This window comes from Candidatus Methanoliparum sp. LAM-1, assembly GCF_020885915.1.
Classification (GTDB): Archaea; Halobacteriota; Methanoliparia; order Methanoliparales; family Methanoliparaceae; genus Methanoliparum; species Methanoliparum thermophilum.
Genome location: NZ_AP025251.1, coordinates 242,535 through 259,080, shown reverse-complemented (window position 1 = coordinate 259,080; position 16,546 = coordinate 242,535). Strand labels below are relative to the sequence as shown.

General features: G+C 34.7%; 19 protein-coding genes. 4 read left to right on the top strand and 15 right to left on the bottom strand.

Features of this window, described 5'->3' with window-relative positions; all coding sequences use genetic code 11:
• Window positions 1–104: 104 nt before the first annotated feature.
• The 4 genes from LPC15_RS01435 to LPC15_RS01420 all read right to left on the bottom strand — a co-directional run bounded on the left by LPC15_RS01435 (window position 105) and on the right by LPC15_RS01420 (window position 3,323).
• The gene (locus LPC15_RS01435) at window positions 105–719 is read right to left on the bottom strand and encodes a tRNA-wybutosine modification methyltransferase TYW3 (RefSeq protein WP_229234931.1); all 615 of its coding nucleotides are present in this window, start codon (window positions 717–719) and stop codon (window positions 105–107) included.
• Complete coding sequence (gene purQ / locus LPC15_RS01430; protein ID WP_229234930.1) at window positions 703–1,503, bottom strand: phosphoribosylformylglycinamidine synthase subunit PurQ; 801 nt, start codon at window positions 1,501–1,503, stop codon at window positions 703–705. Before purQ ends, LPC15_RS01435 begins: the two co-directional genes overlap by 17 nt.
• A gap of 68 nt (window positions 1,504–1,571) precedes the next feature.
• The gene (locus LPC15_RS01425) at window positions 1,572–2,453 is read right to left on the bottom strand and encodes a cation diffusion facilitator family transporter (RefSeq protein WP_229234929.1); all 882 of its coding nucleotides are present in this window, start codon (window positions 2,451–2,453) and stop codon (window positions 1,572–1,574) included.
• 498 nt (window positions 2,454–2,951) lie between these two features.
• Window positions 2,952–3,323, bottom strand: a complete 372-nt coding sequence (locus LPC15_RS01420; RefSeq protein WP_229234928.1) for a molybdenum cofactor biosynthesis protein MoaE — start codon at window positions 3,321–3,323, stop codon at window positions 2,952–2,954.
• A gap of 126 nt (window positions 3,324–3,449) precedes the next feature.
• Between LPC15_RS01420 and LPC15_RS01415 the strand changes: the two genes are divergently transcribed.
• Together LPC15_RS01415 and LPC15_RS06895 are read left to right on the top strand one after the other, a co-directional pair.
• Window positions 3,450–4,457 (top strand): hypothetical protein, encoded by a 1,008-nt coding sequence (locus LPC15_RS01415; protein WP_229234927.1) that lies wholly within the window; start codon window positions 3,450–3,452, stop codon window positions 4,455–4,457.
• A 136-nt stretch (window positions 4,458–4,593) separates the two neighbouring features.
• On the top strand, window positions 4,594–4,725 hold the full coding sequence (locus tag LPC15_RS06895; RefSeq protein ID WP_267496953.1) for a hypothetical protein: 132 nt from the start codon (window positions 4,594–4,596) through the stop codon (window positions 4,723–4,725).
• Between the two features lie 86 nt (window positions 4,726–4,811).
• On the opposite strand, the gene LPC15_RS01410 is transcribed toward LPC15_RS06895, so the two are convergent.
• The 11 genes from LPC15_RS01410 to LPC15_RS01360 all read right to left on the bottom strand — a co-directional run bounded on the left by LPC15_RS01410 (window position 4,812) and on the right by LPC15_RS01360 (window position 13,550).
• The gene (locus LPC15_RS01410; protein WP_229234926.1) at window positions 4,812–5,534 is read right to left on the bottom strand and encodes an anaerobic ribonucleoside-triphosphate reductase activating protein; all 723 of its coding nucleotides are present in this window, start codon (window positions 5,532–5,534) and stop codon (window positions 4,812–4,814) included.
• A gap of 14 nt (window positions 5,535–5,548) precedes the next feature.
• Window positions 5,549–6,331 (bottom strand): inositol monophosphatase family protein, encoded by a 783-nt coding sequence (locus LPC15_RS01405; RefSeq protein WP_229234925.1) that lies wholly within the window; start codon window positions 6,329–6,331, stop codon window positions 5,549–5,551.
• Window positions 6,332–6,349: 18 nt separating this feature from the next.
• Entirely contained in the window at window positions 6,350–6,940 is a 591-nt protein-coding gene (locus tag LPC15_RS01400) for an adenylyl-sulfate kinase (RefSeq protein ID WP_229235326.1), read from the bottom strand.
• Window positions 6,897–7,961: a phosphotransferase gene (locus LPC15_RS01395; protein WP_229234924.1), complete on the bottom strand. Its 1,065-nt coding sequence runs from the start codon at window positions 7,959–7,961 to the stop codon at window positions 6,897–6,899. The genes LPC15_RS01400 and LPC15_RS01395 overlap by 44 nt, the downstream gene beginning before the upstream one ends.
• Before the next feature lie 27 nt (window positions 7,962–7,988).
• Entirely contained in the window at window positions 7,989–8,396 is a 408-nt protein-coding gene (locus tag LPC15_RS01390) for a secondary thiamine-phosphate synthase enzyme YjbQ (protein WP_229234923.1), read from the bottom strand.
• An 18-nt stretch (window positions 8,397–8,414) separates the two neighbouring features.
• Entirely contained in the window at window positions 8,415–9,062 is a 648-nt protein-coding gene (locus LPC15_RS01385; RefSeq protein ID WP_229234922.1) for a histidinol phosphate phosphatase domain-containing protein, read from the bottom strand.
• A gap of 5 nt (window positions 9,063–9,067) precedes the next feature.
• Window positions 9,068–9,358, bottom strand: a complete 291-nt coding sequence (locus tag LPC15_RS01380) for a signal recognition particle subunit SRP19/SEC65 family protein (RefSeq protein WP_229234921.1) — start codon at window positions 9,356–9,358, stop codon at window positions 9,068–9,070.
• 31 nt (window positions 9,359–9,389) lie between these two features.
• A complete protein-coding gene (gene dapF, locus LPC15_RS01375; RefSeq protein WP_229234920.1) occupies window positions 9,390–10,187 on the bottom strand; it encodes a diaminopimelate epimerase in 798 nt (265 codons plus the stop codon).
• A complete protein-coding gene (gene lysA / locus LPC15_RS01370) occupies window positions 10,184–11,458 on the bottom strand; it encodes a diaminopimelate decarboxylase (RefSeq protein ID WP_229234919.1) in 1,275 nt (424 codons plus the stop codon). The genes dapF and lysA overlap by 4 nt, the downstream gene beginning before the upstream one ends.
• A gap of 1 nt (window position 11,459) precedes the next feature.
• The gene (locus tag LPC15_RS01365) at window positions 11,460–12,647 is read right to left on the bottom strand and encodes an LL-diaminopimelate aminotransferase (protein WP_229234918.1); all 1,188 of its coding nucleotides are present in this window, start codon (window positions 12,645–12,647) and stop codon (window positions 11,460–11,462) included.
• 168 nt (window positions 12,648–12,815) lie between these two features.
• Window positions 12,816–13,550 (bottom strand): hypothetical protein, encoded by a 735-nt coding sequence (locus tag LPC15_RS01360; protein ID WP_229234917.1) that lies wholly within the window; start codon window positions 13,548–13,550, stop codon window positions 12,816–12,818.
• 177 nt (window positions 13,551–13,727) lie between these two features.
• On the opposite strand from LPC15_RS01360, the gene LPC15_RS01355 reads away from it, so the two are divergent.
• Window positions 13,728–15,260 carry a type I restriction-modification system subunit M gene (locus LPC15_RS01355; protein WP_229234916.1) on the top strand — a complete coding sequence of 511 codons (1,533 nt, stop codon included), beginning with the start codon at window positions 13,728–13,730 and terminating at the stop codon, window positions 15,258–15,260.
• Entirely contained in the window at window positions 15,251–16,546 is a 1,296-nt protein-coding gene (locus LPC15_RS01350; RefSeq protein WP_229234915.1) for a restriction endonuclease subunit S, read from the top strand. Before LPC15_RS01355 ends, LPC15_RS01350 begins: the two co-directional genes overlap by 10 nt.

Below are 16,546 nucleotides of genomic sequence, written 5' to 3'. Positions count from 1 at the left end.
TTAAATAATAACTCTATCGGTTTATTTTTTTTACTTTTATGTTTATATTTGTATCTATCTGTATAGATTATCGAAAATATTCCATTTTTTTTAAAAGCATATCATTAATCATGGATTGTGTATAACTCGTAGAGTCTTACGTTCAATCTTTCTATCTTCTGTTGAAACCTACAAAATTTTTTGTTTGCGTATTCTACCAAGGTAATAATATAATAATCATCGGCCAGAACATAACCATTTTTAGAGATTATCGTCTCAATCATCTCGGTGCTGTTTATCTCTACTGTTATCTTATCTCTCTTGATAGATTTTATCCCAGATCTTTTAAAACCACATTTTATGGCGATCGATAGGATCTTTTCCGCATTTATAATATCGTCGGATATCACATGGATTATTGGTGGATTTAATATAAACCATCCTTCTTTGGTACATTCGCTTATAGCGTTTAATACCTCATTTTTTTCCACACATCTATGCCATCTTCCCCGGAATACTGCACTCTTTTTATCCCCCACCTCTGGAAGATCAAGGATTATAATTCTACCAGAGCAACTCGATACGGTATAGTAATGAGGCAACCCATTTATCAGATTTAAAGTTGGAAGTATCCTATCATCTATCAATCCTTCTTTTAGACTTTCATCAAATTTTGAAAGGATCTCTTCTTTTCGCCTAATCCAACTACTTTTTATACCATATTTAATATCTCTCAACATAATCGATAATAGATTTAAAAAAAAGGAGTCCATCTCCACGATCTATATCTCTGTTTCTCGTCCAATCAGGATGCATATAACGATAAAAAACTCGTTCAGGATGGGGCATGAGACCAAAAACGTTCCCTTTGTTGTTGCATATTCCTGCAATATTGAATATAGAACCATTTGGATTCCAAGGATAACCAGAATAATCCCCTTTATCATCTACATATCTAAAAACTATCTGATCGTTTGAAATTAATCTATTTAAGGTCTCTTCATCCCTAAAAACAATATTACCTTCCCCATGTGCGCTCGGAAATAACAACACATCATCTTTTTTATATTTTCTAGTGAATAGGCACTTGCCATTATTCACGTGTTTTACCAGCGTAGGCCTACATTCGAATTTATTTGAACTATTTATTATAAAAGCCACCTCTTTTTCATCCGATATCGTCTTTTTAGTGGCAGGTAATGCACCCAACTCTACTAAAACTTGATATCCGTTGCATATTCCTCCTAACAACTTGTCTTCTTCTATAAATTCTATAATCTCGTCTTTTATCTTGCTCAATCGCGATGCAAAGATGGCACCAGCACGGATATAATCCCCTGAAGAGAATCCGCCTGGTATTATTATACAAGTGTAATCGCCTATAGACCTTTCATTCTTTACTTCTCCAAGTATCTGTTTTATATGAACTAACTCAGCATCTCCTTTCAGTCTTTTAAATGCAAAAAAAGTCTCATATTCGCAATTGGTTCCTTCCATCGTAAGAATTCCTATCTTCTTGGACATATTAAATCACTATAAAATTCCGGCTATTTAATACATTTATAATTTTATCTTAAAGATAAATCTATTAATCAATCTTCTTCTCCTATTTTAATACCGGATGGACATACATGTACTATGACAGATGCTATCCTACCCGAATCCTCTAGTTTTTTCTCTACCGCATGCGATATTTTGTGTGCAGTAATTAGCGAGATAGACGGATCTACATCGATATGCATATCGATTATAAAATTTCTACCCATACGTCTTGCTCTTAGTCTATGAACGCCTAAAACGCCAGGTATATTTTTTATCTCATTATTAACCAGATCTATTATCTCCTGAGAGGGAGATTTGTCCATTAATATATTTACGTTTTCCCTACATACCTTTATACCATAATAAAAGATCATGACGGCAAGTATAAACCCAGCTACAGAATCTAAAAGATAGATACCTAAAATAGCACCTAAAACACCAACAAATGCCACTATAGAAGATAAAGCATCGCTTCTGTGTTCATATGCGGCTGCTTTAATAGCAGGGCTATTAAGTTTATCTGCAATATAGAAACAGTATCTCGCCATAATCTCTTTACTTACAATAGAAACTGCTACAGCAAAGAGAGCTATGCTTTTTGGTTGTTTTGTAGTAATATTTGTTATAGAGTTATATGCTAATGATATACCTATACCTAACAAGAATAATGCAACGATAAAACCAGCTATCGATTCGGCTTTTTCATAACCATAAGGATGAGATTTATCTGCAGGTCTGATTGAGGTTATATATCCTACGTATGCAATGATCGTAGATAAAAAATCGGATAACGAGTGAAAAGAGTCGTTGATTAATGCTATACTCCCTGAAAACATTCCGATGATAAACTTAAATATAAAAAGAGCTATATTTCCAAATATCCCTAAATAAAATGAAAATATTCCTTCATCTCTTTTTTTCTTACTTCTCATCTTTATATCGATCCATTTTATACAATAAATGAAAAATCAACATCATTTATCAAATCTTGAAAGAAACGATTGTTGCCTTTAAATAACTTCTCCTTTATGTGCTGTGTTGGCTAATTAATTTTGAAAACCATTATCTCTTCCTCTTTTTACAATCAAAAATATACTTCTCTAATCAGAAGAAATAATCACAATGCTTCTTTATGTCTTTAAGGATTTATTTTACCGCTCTCCATGAATTATTCAACACAGCACCTTTATGCTAAAATACTCATAAATGTAAATATGTTGGTTTTGCTTACTTAAAGATTATTGATGCTCTAGATATTTAGATAAAATCGAGAGATAGAAGAAGAGATAAAAAGAATATAAAGTTTAAATCGTTAATACGATGTCTTCTGTATTATTACAATATTTAAAAATCTGCCTATCATCACTATCTATTATAATCCAACAGATTCTATAACTACTTACTTATTCTACAACTCACTTCTACCCATCTTAAACACCCTTTGGGATCTCTTCCTTTTTGAATGGAAATCTTTTTTTAATCTCTTCTAATATAAACGTACATGCATTCAAAGCTCCCCGTCGATGTGGCGCACCACATACTATTAACAATAAATTTTCACCTATAAGAAGGTCACCGATACGATGTATTATCTTTATCAACTCTACATCGAACCTTTTAAACGCTTCTTCTTCTATTTCGTTGAAAACCTTTTCTGTTAAATCTATCGGGGTTATACGGAGTCCTTTTATATTATCATCCCGAACTACGCCTAACCATATTGCAAATCCGCCTATGCTCCTTTTTTTCATTGTATTAATTACATCGTCTATAGAAAAATCCTCTCTTTGTATTTTTATCATATCTTTTACAAAAATCTTTTATTATTTAAAAATAATTTTTAATAGTTTGTTAAATTTAGTTAAATAAAAACCTTTATTAACAATTAATATAGAACAATATATTTGTAATACAATCGGAGGAATACAATGAGTATAAAAGAAACATCGGCCACCATCATGGTGGTTGTTTTGTTGTTTGGTCTTTTAAATCCTATCTTGATGGTTGCTGTCGCACAGAGTGATAATTCAGGCAATGGATTTTTAGAAAGAGTCATAGGAAATACAATCGATATTGGATTAAAATTGGTACCGCCAGATATTGCAGCAGATTTAACAAATTATCTATTGAGTACACACCCTGATACTATATCAGGATTATTAGTCGACCTTATATCAAGAATGGATGCAAAAGCATCTGCTGATGCCGTAAATACGATAATTAAAGATCTAGGAGTGGATAATCTATCTAAATTCTTGAATACGTTTTTAAACAGGTTGGATACGGAAGCATTAACGAATATGCTTAACTCTACGTTGGATAAGAATGTTGATACCATAAGTGGATTCTCTTCTGAATTGGTCGGAAACCTTGACGCTGAGCCGATAGGAAAGATAGCAAATACATTACTAGCAGATAACCCAGCACTTCTATCAGATATAGTAAGTAAACTTGATACAAAACCATTGGCAGCATCTGTCAATACACTTTTGAATGATAATCCGAAATTCTTGTCTAACTTGGTAGGGGGGATGGATCCTAAGCCATTAGCAACCTCTGTCAATATGTTATTCAACGATCATCCTGCAATTGCAAACGATTTGATGGCATACTTGGATCCTGAAGCTGCTGGGATTATGGCAAATACCTTAGTAAGCGATCCTGCAACATCTGAATTTGTATTAGAGACGATGGATTATATAGACAATCCACAGCTTATAGGACTGATCAACGATATATTCGGAAAGGTGTTCGAGAAGAACTATGCTGGTACTGAAATAATAATAGCTAAAGGTCTACCTATAACTATAGAATTACCATCACCATTAAAAGAGATGCTTGGTACAGACACGTTAACGATAGAGACACCTGTTGATATATATGCTAAAGCTTATATAACTGGTTTATGGATGGAAGAGTACCCAATGAGCTTTTAAATAGATAAAAAGAGGTGAATATAAATGCAACCAATGTCTTGGGGAGAGATTATAAAGTTCTGGCTTACTGGGTTGATCATGATGTTAATCCTGGTTATAATCTTTTTAGGAATACTTGCCATCTAAGGAGGATAGAATGACGGATAGAGAAAAATTAAAAGGAGAAGAATACTGGGATTGGGAAGATTGTCTTAAGTTCTGGGGTTTTCCATGGATCGTTATATTGATCATAGGCATTATTGTATTGATAATACTGCGATTAATGTAACCACCTATATAATTTTAAAATAAAAAATTTAACAAATTTATTTTTATCTTTGTTTTCTCTTTTTTAAAGACGTATCCTAAATATTTTCATATTTTATTATCTCCAGATTCTGTTCGGATCCATACGTTTCTTCTATCGTTCGCCAGATCTTCAGCTACTTTTTTTATTTCTTCCTCTCTTAATTCTGTTATTTTTTCCTCATTGCCTGGCGGTATCCTTTCCACATATCCTTTTTGTATAATCCAGTCTATACCTTCAGGTATATCTTCTTTGATATCGGGAAGAAAATTTACAAATTCTTTGTATATGGTCGTTTTTACTTCTAATTTTGTCTCATTAACGAGATCAAAGATCTTTTTGATACTTTTTATAACCGTTTCTGCAACTTTTTCATCGATTCCGCAGATCCTGCTATAGGTCTCTTTCCTCAAAGGTGCTTTTATATCCATTGATATTACATCTAGATAGGGTAAGCATTTTTTTATCACACCATACCTATATCCGTTCGTCTGTATCTCTGTATCCAATCCTTTCTGCTTGGAATATTTTAGCAGATTAAAGAGCTGCTTATCTTGAAGGGTTGGCTCACCTCCTGAAACGACCACGCCTTCGACGAACTCTTTTGCCCGATCTATCATCGATTTTATCTCATCCAATTCAACCAGGTTTTTATAGTCCAAATATTCATAATTTTGGCAGTATATACATCTAAAAGGACATCCGGCAAGAAAGAATACAATTGCAGTCTTATCACGTAGATCGACCGTGGAAAATGGGACGATACCCGCAATATTTATCTTTACACTCATAAAACCGAAGGTCTTTATCTACACTCCTCTCTATAATTTTTTATAAACTCTTCATCGCTACTTGCTATGATAGACAACCCTTCGGCAGTTACAAGATCGTTTATATCATCACCATTCAACCCTATAAGATAACCACCGCTTTCTTTTAAGATTAGTTGACCTGCCGCAATATCATAGACACAAAGTTTGTTTCTTGAGTCTAAAACGATATCCAATCCGCCTGTAGCAACCAAACATAATTCCAACGCAATACTACCGAGAGTTCTTAAGATAATCCTTTTTTCTAAATCTTCTCTGGAAAATGGTGGTAGTTCGTATGCATGAATAGATATCAGTATCTTATCATCGTAATTTTTGTAACTTAACTTTTTACCGTCGATGAATGCACCTTTACCTCTTACTGCATGATAGGTATGATCCAAAAAACTTGCAACGACACCCATACTTATATCGTTAAGCCGGACATCATCTATCTTATCGGAGTATGCCAAAGATGTAGAATAAAACGATATTCCACGCACAGCATTTGTGGTTCCATCTACCGGGTCAAAAACGAGCATAAATTCTGGATCATCCCCTATAACTCTTTCACCAAACTCTTCAGATATTATCTTTGCAGATAAATCTCGCTTTTCTAAAGCCTTATCTAACGCTCTTTCTGCGAAAAGGTCTATACTTTTAGTATCATTCTTGCCTTCTGGAACGTATCTGCCAAAATTTAGATCTTCTTTCATAAATTTTTGTGTGTTTATCTTTATCTCTTCTGTTATCTCAAGCAAATCTTCTATTGAAAGCATTTTATATCATTGCAGAACCTAAGGTTCCTGCACCTCCTCAATAAATTTTAAAATAGCCTTTGCTGAATCTTCTATAGAACATTTTGAAGTATCTATAATAATCTCCGGGTTTGCCGATACTTCATATGGAACATTTATGCCTGGAACAGTATCAGATTCTTTTTCTATCCCTTTTTTATAGATATCTTTTGGTGAGTATCTCGTATCTCTCTTCATCTCTCTTTTGATACATATATCTAACGGGCATTTTATATAAACTTCTATAAAGTTTGGGATTAGTTCTCTTGCTTTCTCTCGATATGCGAGCTTGTTTCCCGTAGCATCTATAATAACGTTAGTTCCACAATCTGCAAGCAATTTTGTCATATATACCAACGAAAGATATACGATATCTCTTTCTTCATCAGTATATTTTGGATTTGGCGTTATTACTCTTCTTATCTCATCCAGCTCTAAAATTTTAGATTTTACTCCTTTATCCAATAATTTTTCTTGAACTTTTCTGGATATCGTACTTTTACCAGACCCAGGAAGCCCTGTAATCCATACTACCCACGATTTTTTATTATCCAAAATATCTTCCGGCATCTTCATACTCGAATCTATCACATTCAAGCATATTATATATAAAATTAAATAATTTTCTTCGGACCAGATCGGATATACTTGGATACCATACAGGGCTCGCAACAACTAAAGTTCTAAATATATAGAATAATTGAACGGTCTCTAAAATTTCTAAATCTCCCGTTTTTTCCAGATATACATTAAAAAAAGTATCGAAGAGCCTTTTAAAACTACCTTTAATCTCTCCTTCTTGTAATAATGAATAAAACAGATAATTTATCGTTAAAGAGGTTACATCGTCTGCTGCCTCACCCCACTCGCCTCTACTTCTATCTAATAAGGTAAAATCATTATTCTCTTTGAAGAGGATGTTCCACGGATGAAAATCCCCATGAACAAGACATACTCTATTTTTTAGTCTTTTGAGTTTATATCTCAACTCGATACAACCTTTTTCTATATCACAGAGCTCTTTTGGTGTTATATAATCTAAATCATCAGGATAATTGTCTATTATACCAAAGATGCATTCTCCATGCCCCACTATATCTCTCACCTTTCGTATATAAAGATCCTTATCTTCGTCTTTTCCTTTTACAGAATGAATATCTGTCAAGTATGATGCCAAAATTTCTGTTCTCTCGATATCCAAACCTTTTAACCGTCCAGTATCTTTTATCCTGTCCAGATCATTGGCATAAGCCGATCCTTCCACCATCTCTGTCACTATAAAGAACTCATCCGCATCTCTTGCAGATATCAACTCGTTTTTATTTGTGAAAAAACCTACGTCAAAGGATTTTACATGTTTAGGAAGTTTATTAAACGTATTATGCTGCCATAAAAGTATCTGTGCCCTGTCTGAAAAATGATCATGACCGAAGGTGTTTTTTTTCATTGTAGAAAGAACGACATCTTTCCGCTCTCCATCTATATCGAGCTCTATATGCAAGGGTCTTCCATATCCAAAACCCTTTATGCTATCTTTACCTCCCAGTTCGTCTCTGTTTATTATAGATGCATCTTCCCCAAAGAGCTTTTTAAAATATCGATCAAAATTCATTAGAGGAATTATCTCTTTAGTATGCATTTAAATATTATGATTTGCTATAGTTATCGCAAAACTTCTCTTTCTAGGACCATCCAATTCGACGAAAAAGACGGATTGCCAGTGTCCCAACCATAATCTACCGTCTTTAACAGGAATAGTGACTTCTGGCGATAAAAAAATCGATCTAATATGGGCTGAAGCGTTGTTATCAATCTTATTATGTTTGTAATTGAAGATATCGTCTGGGATTAGCCGCTGAAGTATTTGAATGAAATCTTTTAATAAGCCCTCCTCATCCTCATTTATAACGATGGCGGTGGTCGTATGTCGTGTATAGACGTTCACCAATCCCTCTTGAATTCCAGATTTTTTAACTTCCTCTTCAACCTCTTTTGTGATATTAACTATATCAATACGCCCTTTTGTATCTAAATCGACGATTTTCATATTTATTGTTATTTATTATTACATCTTATTATAATACTCTTTTCCATACTCTAAAATTTTTTTAGCCGTGTTTTTGTCTAATCCAGCACCCATTAATACCATCATTGCCATATCATCATTTATCAAATCGTTTGGAGAGTGAGCATCTGAATTAATAACAACGTTAGCACCTATTTTTTTTGCTAAAGATGCAACATGCCCATTTGTCAAAGAATGACCTGTTCTTGCCGTAATCTCGAGCAATACATCGTTTTCTCTGGCTAATTCTACCTCATCTTCGGTTATAAGTCCGGGATGAGCGAGAATATCTACTTTTTCATTGGAGACGGCGGCTTTATTAGTTCCATTAGCAACAGGTTCTACAATACTCTCACCATGAACTACTATAATCTCCGCACCAGCTTTTTTAGTCTTTTTAACTAGTTTATCTATTTTATTAGGAGGAACGTGTGTTATTTCTACACCAACTAAAACAAATATCTCCCAATCATCTTTTAATTCGTTTTTTGCATTTAAAAGAGATCTTAAGATAAAGTCATAATTGGAGAAATCAACATGATCCGTCAAAGCTATCCCTTCATTGCCAAGTTTTGTCGCCCTTTTCACTAATTCGCTTGGTATAAGATCTCCGTCGCTGAATATGGTATGGGTATGATAATCAAACATAAATATCACTTATTTTTGTTTTTAAGCCCTTCTGCAATCTCTTTAATAATATTTGTTTTTGATTTTTGAGTATTATTAATGATTATAACTCTTCCGCTTTTTTCCCACCAAGATTTAGGATAAAACTTATCCTTTTCTAAAATTACGTCAAAACCAAGTTTCTTTGCTATTTCACCTATATCATCGACAATCGGGCGTTTAACGCTTAATCTTCTTGGTACTCTTCTACCATCATTTCTTGCTTTTGTAGAATCAAAATATATTGGCCATAAAACAATATTTTTATCTTTTTTCATCTTGAAAACCTTCGGTTCTGCAAATCTTAGATTATCTTAAATCAACCAGAAACCCATCAAAAACTCTAAACGCATACCCTTCTAAATAGACAAGATCACCATACATAAAGATCTTAAGTTTTCCACCAAGGTTTATAACTTCTACCTCTTCATCAACAAGGTTTAACTTTTTTGCCACCACAGCTACTGCAACAGCACCAGTACCGCAACCAAGAGTCTCATCTTCCACACCCCGTTCGTAAGTCCGTATAACAATCCTGTTTTTCTCAACCAATTGAGCAAAGTTTACATTACACCCACCTGTTATCGAGTATCGAATCTTCGGTGCAATTTTTTTCAAATCTACACTCTTTACATCGTTTACAAAGATCACTGCATGAGGGACGCCTGTATTTACCAAGGAGATAACAAGATCATCAAACTCTCTGTTTAGAAATATAAATCTTGGTACGTTTAACCTCACCCTTACAACCAGATCTTTTCCCTCAAAATTATAATAAGCCTTTATACAACCTGCCAACGTCTCAACGAAGAGAGGATTTTTATCGGTGTATCTTGCATCTATAGCATATTTAATCAAGCATCTTATCCCATTTCCACACATCTCAGCCTCAGATCCGTCTGAGTTGAAAATTTTCATCTTTAAATCAGCAGATGAGGAGTCCGGTTTGGATAGAAAAAGTACTCCGTCTCCTCCTACACCAAAATGCCTGTTGCATATCTTAGAGGAAAAACTACTCTTCTCGTTATCTGGTACGATCTGCCTGTTGAACTCGTCTATCAGGATAAAATCGTTACCATTTCCATGCAGTTTGCTAAAAGATATCATAAAAGTCGTGGAGGAATGACCATATTACCATAGATATCCGAATAAGTCTCTCTACTTCTTATCAAATCTATTTTATCTTCGTTAACCAATACCTCAGCAGGTCTCCTTCTTCCATTATACTGAGAAGACATAGAAAACCCATAAGCTCCAACATCGAATATAACAATGACGTCCCCTTTCTTTACTATAGGCAACCATCTATCCTCGCCCAATATATCACCACTCTCGCAAATTGGGCCGACGATGGTATATTTATCCTTTACCTTACCGTCCATATTGTTAGCAACAGCCATCTCGTGATAAGCATCGTACATAGCAGGCCTGATAAGTACGTTAAATCCAGCATCCACCGCAATAAATTTTTTATATGCATCCTTGACGGCGTTTACCCTTGTAAGTAGTATAGTCGAATCTCCTACAAGGTATCTGCCAGGTTCTAAAATCAACCGTGGTTTTATCCCTATCTCTTTACATCTATCCTCAAAAATAGGCGTGATGAGAGATGACAGATCTTCCGGATTTGATGCCTTTTTCTCATCTTCCGTATTATATGGGATACCTAAACCACCACCTATATCTATAAATCTTATATCTATACCTATTTTTTCTAATTTACCTACTATATCCATTATTCGTTCCATAGTCTCTTTATACGGGGATATATCTAATATTTGGGAACCTATATGAGAATGAATTCCAACAGGGATTATATTATCAAACTCCAACGTTTTTTTATACGCATCAATGATCTTTTCGGTGGGGATACCAAACTTGGATTTCTTCAATCCTGTTGCTATTTTAGGATGGGTATTGACAGATATACCTGGGTTAACCCTAAAGAATACCTCCACCTTATCATCATCGGTAATAATCTCTGAAAGTGTAAAGAGTTCGTCTTCTGAATCAAGCGATATCTTTACGCCTGCTTTAATAGCCATGCTTAACTCTTCCGGCGTCTTTGAATTACCGTTAAATAGGATTTTTTCTCTGTTTATTCCGGCAAGCAATGCTATATACAACTCTCCGTCAGAAAAAACATCCGCACCAAGATTTTCTTGAGCCATTATCTTCAATATAGAGATATTCCAATTGGCTTTGGTAGCATAAAAAATATCCGCAGACGGAAAAGATCTTTTAAATTTTTCTATCTTATCTCTTATTATTCGTTCATCGGTGACATATAATGGTGTATCAAAACGATCTACCAAGTCCATAGTATCTATATTACCGATAAACAGGTTTCCCGATTTGACCTTGAAGTTTTGTCTCATATTAAAGACCTTCACCTTTTAAAAGGTTAATACGGTTAATACACTCCTCAATCCGTTCTATGCTCTCTGTTAGAGCAAATCTTATGTAACCTTCTCCATATTCTCCAAACCCGACACCAGGTGTAACGACGATGCCTGCATTATCGATCAGAAATCTTGAGAACGAGATCGAATCGTATCCATCAGGCACTTTAGCCCAGACGTAAAACGTTGCAAGAGGATTTTTCACATCAAAACTTAGATTCTTCAATCCTTTTACCAAAACGTCTCTCCTTTCTTTGTAAACCCTTCTGTTATCTTCGACACAGCTTTGATCACCTAGTAATGCTTCTGTAGCGGCTATCTGAACTACGTTGAATATTCCCGAGTCTATATTAGTCTTTACTTTCCCTAATCCTCGGACGATATCTTCGTTACCAACTATGTATCCTATCCTCCATCCAGTCATATTGTAGGTCTTTGATAAAGAGTTGAACTCTACTCCGACATTTTTTGCGTTCTTTATTTCTAAAAAACTTGGTGGTCTATATCCATCAAAATAAATCTCGGAATATGCATTATCGTTACAGACGATAAGATCATTATCCATCGCAAAATCTACCACTTCTTTATAAAAATTTTCATCTGCAGTGGCAGAAGTGGGATTATTGGGATAATTTATAAAGAGAATTTTTGCAGATCTTCTCACTCTCTTATTTAATCTTGATAAATCCGGTTTAAAATCATTCTCTTTTAAAAGTGGCATCGAAATAGGTATTCCGCCAGCCAAGATAGTGCCTATTTTATAAACGGTATAAGCAGGATCTGGAACAAGAGCAAGATCGTCTTTATTCAAAAAAGCCAAAGGTAAATGTGCTATTCCTTCTTTCGATCCTATCAAAGCCAGTACTTCTTTATCTGCATCAAAGGATACATTAAACCTATTTTTATACCATTTTACAATAGCTTCTCTAAATTCCTGCATACCGTTGTATGATGGATATTTATGGTTTTTTGGGTCTCTTGCCGCTTTACAAAGAACATCGATTATATGTGAAGAAGTTGGTAGATCAGGATCCCCTACACCCAAATTTATAACATCGACTCCTTTTTTAATTTTATCCTGTTTTAGTTCGTCCAACGATGAAAAAAGGTATGGTGGAAGCAGATTTAATTTATCTGAATACATATCTTTTCTATGATTAACCACTTGTATTTAATAAGCATTACTATATAAAACCTATTAAAATACTAACCTCATAATTTAGAATTATGAGCGAATAAGATAGCGATATAACAAAAATGCCAAAACGAAGGATTATGGATTATCCATCTCGGCAATAATAAGATTTTAAAAGACTAAAAACCTTATTATTAATTACCTAATAGGCACGATTATATAATACCTTCTATTGGTAGCAGGATTTTTACGTTTGGTTATTCTGCATCTAAACGGGATTTTACTTTCTATTTTATTGATTTGATCCATTAAGACAGAGGAGCTAGTGGTTACAACGTATAGCTTGCCATCTTTTTCAACCTGGATGATTGCATAATCCCCTTCATAAAAGGATGATGGTCTCGTCTTTATACCTTTTATTAAAATGTCCTTATCAAGAATCTCTTCTATGTCTATCCTCTCTCCTTCAAACATCTCTCCTACACTTAGATCTTCATCTAATATTGTATAATACCTTCTATTGGTAACAGGATTTTTACGTTTGGTTATTCTGCATCTAAACGGGATTTTACTTTCTATTTTATTGATTTGATCCATTAAAATGGAGGAGCTAGTGGTTACAACGTATAGCTTGCCATCTTTTTCAACCTGGATGATTGCATAATCCCCTTCATAAAAGGATGATGGTCTCGTCTTTATACCTTTTATTAAAATGTCCTTATCAAGAATCTCTTCTATATCTATCCTCTCTCCTAAACCCAAGTCCTCTTCTGTTAAAATGGTAACTTTATCCTCTTCTGGAATATCACGAATCGAAGATTCGTGGTTTACAAACCCCTGGTTTGTAATATCCTCATCTTCAAAATTAAATTCTTCATCCTTTTCGTCCTTATTGACAAAATTATTAAAAGATTTATCTTTTTCCTTAGTCATAGTCTTTACAACCTTATATTACTATATTTCATTAAAAATATATTTTATATTATATTTAAATCTTTTGTCTTAAATATATAGACCAGTCTTAAAAAATAAAAAGATATTCAGATAATAAAATTATAAACAAAAATACGAACGAAACCATTATTTACTTATCTTTAGATTAAAAATATAATGAATAATAAACTCGACGTGAAGGCACTGGAAAACTGGCTTTGGGATGCAGCTTGTAAGATCAGAGGTCCTATTGACGCACCAAAATATAAAGATTACATTTTGCCCCTCATATTCTTAAAGAGACTTTCTGATGTTTTTGAAGATGAATTGAATGCACTTTCCCAGAGATATGGAAATAAAGATATTGTTGAACAATTATTGATGAAAGATCATAGTATAGTCCGATTCTATCTCCCTAGGAAAGCAAGGTGGAAAGAGATTGTAAAACAAACTACAAATGTTGGGGAATATTTAACCGATGCCGTCCGTGCTATCGCTAGAGAGAACCCTAAACTTTCTAACGTAATAGATATAGGAGATTTCAATGCCACTGCTGCAGGGCAGAGGATCATCGATGATGAGAGGTTGAAAGCACTAATAAATGTTTTAGGAAGATACAGGTTAGGATTAAAGGATGTTGAGCCAGATATTTTGGGGAGAGCTTACGAATACCTTTTAAGAAAGTTTGCAGAAGGTTCTGGACAGAGTGCGGGAGAGTTCTATACACCCAAAGAGGTAACTATATTGATGTCTTATATTCTAAATCCTGAGCCTGGTAATGAAGTGTATGATCCGTGTTGCGGCTCTGGCGGTCTGTTGATTAAATGTTATCTACGGTTTAGAGATAAATATGGTGCTGACACCTCTATCGAGCCTCTCAGACTCTACGGACAGGAGATTTTATCTTCAACTTACGCTATGGCAAAGATGAACGCTTTTATTCACGATATGGAGGCAGAAATCGCTCTTGGAGACACAATGAACAAACCAGCATTTTTAACATCTGAAGGATCACTCAGAAAATTCGACTTAGTAACTGCAAATCCTATGTGGAATCAAGCATTTGTGCAATCTGTTTATGAAAACGATCCTTACAATAGATTCGTTTTTGGTTATCCTCCATCAAACACCGCAGACTGGGGCTGGATTCAGCACATGTTTGCCTCTTTAAATGATCATGGAAAGATGGCTGTTGTGTTGGATACGGGGGCTGTTTCAAGGGGAAGCGGTAATGTAGGAAAGAATAGAGAGCGCGATATAAGAAAGGAGTTTGTTGAGAGGGATTTTATAGAAGCGGTTTTATTGCTGCCTGAAAACATGTTTTACAATACTACCGCACCGGCGATTATCATCGTTATCAATAAGGCAAAACCCATAGAGAGAAGGGGACAGATACTTCTTATAAACGCTTCAAAGCTCTATGAGAAGGGAAGACCTAAGAATTTCTTGCCTGATGAAAGCATAGAAAAGATAGCAAGTATTTACTTGAACTATCAGGAGGAAGAGGGAATAAGTAAGATCATAACGAAAGAAGAAGCCGTAAAGAACGACTACAACTTAAGTCCATCACGCTATGTTATCCAGAATGGAGAGGATGAAACGCTGCCTTTGGAGGATGCTGTGGTGCAATTAAAAGAGGCTGAGGAAGAGAGAAAAGAAGCTGATGAAAAATTAATGGCTATTTTAAAAGAGATCGGATTATGGAAGTAAATCTTAACCAAAACGAAGAATACAAAGAGACAGAATTGGGTTTGTTGCCGCAGGATTGGGAGGTTGTGAGGCTGGGGGATATTGCTAAAAAAATGAGGGCTGGAGGAACTCCAAAAAAAGGAGTTAAGGAATATTGGAATGGAGAAATACCTTTTGTGTTAATTGAAGATATGACTTCTTGTGGATTATATTTATCAAAAACAAAGGAGACAATTACGGAAGAAGGATTAAAAAATTCTAATGCTTGGTTAGTACCAGAAAACTCACTTTTGTTAAGCATGTATGCAACAATTGGAGAAACAGCAATAAATACCGTTCCAGTAGCTACTAATCAAGCAATATTGACAATAATTCCAAAGAGTAATTTTGATAATGTTTTTGGGGCATATCTTCTAAAATTTAATGCTGAAAGATTGAAAATGCAAAATATACAAAGTACGCAGAAAAATGTGAATAAGGGTATAGTTGAGAATTTCAAAATCCCTCTTCCTCCCCTTTCTGAACAAAAAAAGATCGCCTTTGTTCTCTCTACAGTGCAAGAGGCAATAGAGAAGACTGAAGGCGTTATAAAAGCTACCAAAGAACTCAAAAAGTCCATGATGAAGCACCTCTTCACCTATGGGCCTGTGCCTATTGAAGAGGCAGAGCATGTGCCACTCAAAGAGACGGAACTGGGCTTGTTGCCGAAGGATTGGGAAGTTGTGAGGCTTGGAGATAAAGGGCATTTTCAATATGGATATACTACTTCTGCTACAGAAGAAGACACAGGAACAAAATTTCTTAGGATAACAGATATAAAAGAAGATGGTGTTGTAAATTGGGACACAGTTCCTTATGGAATTATTGATGATAACCTACAAAAATTCAAGTTATTTGAAAATGATATCCTTTTTGCAAGAATAGGTGCTACCACTGGTAAAGCGTGCATAATTGAAGGAAAGATTCCAAACGCTGTTTTTGCTTCTTATCTTATAAGATTTATATCTAACAAAGAACTGAATCCAAAATATGTATTTTACTTTACTCAAACTAGAGAGTATCAGGAACTTGTTAATGCAGGAAAAGAGGGAAAATTGAAGAAAGGGCTGAGTGCTACTGAATTAAAAAACTTTAAAATCCCTCTTCCACCACTCTCAGAACAAAAAAAGATCGCTTCAATCCTCTCTGCTATTGATCAAAAGATCGAAGCCGAAGAGAACAAAAAGAAAGCCCTTGAAGATCTATTTAAGTCAATGCTTCATAATTTAATGACTGCAAAGGTTAGAGTTAATAATCTGGAGGATTAG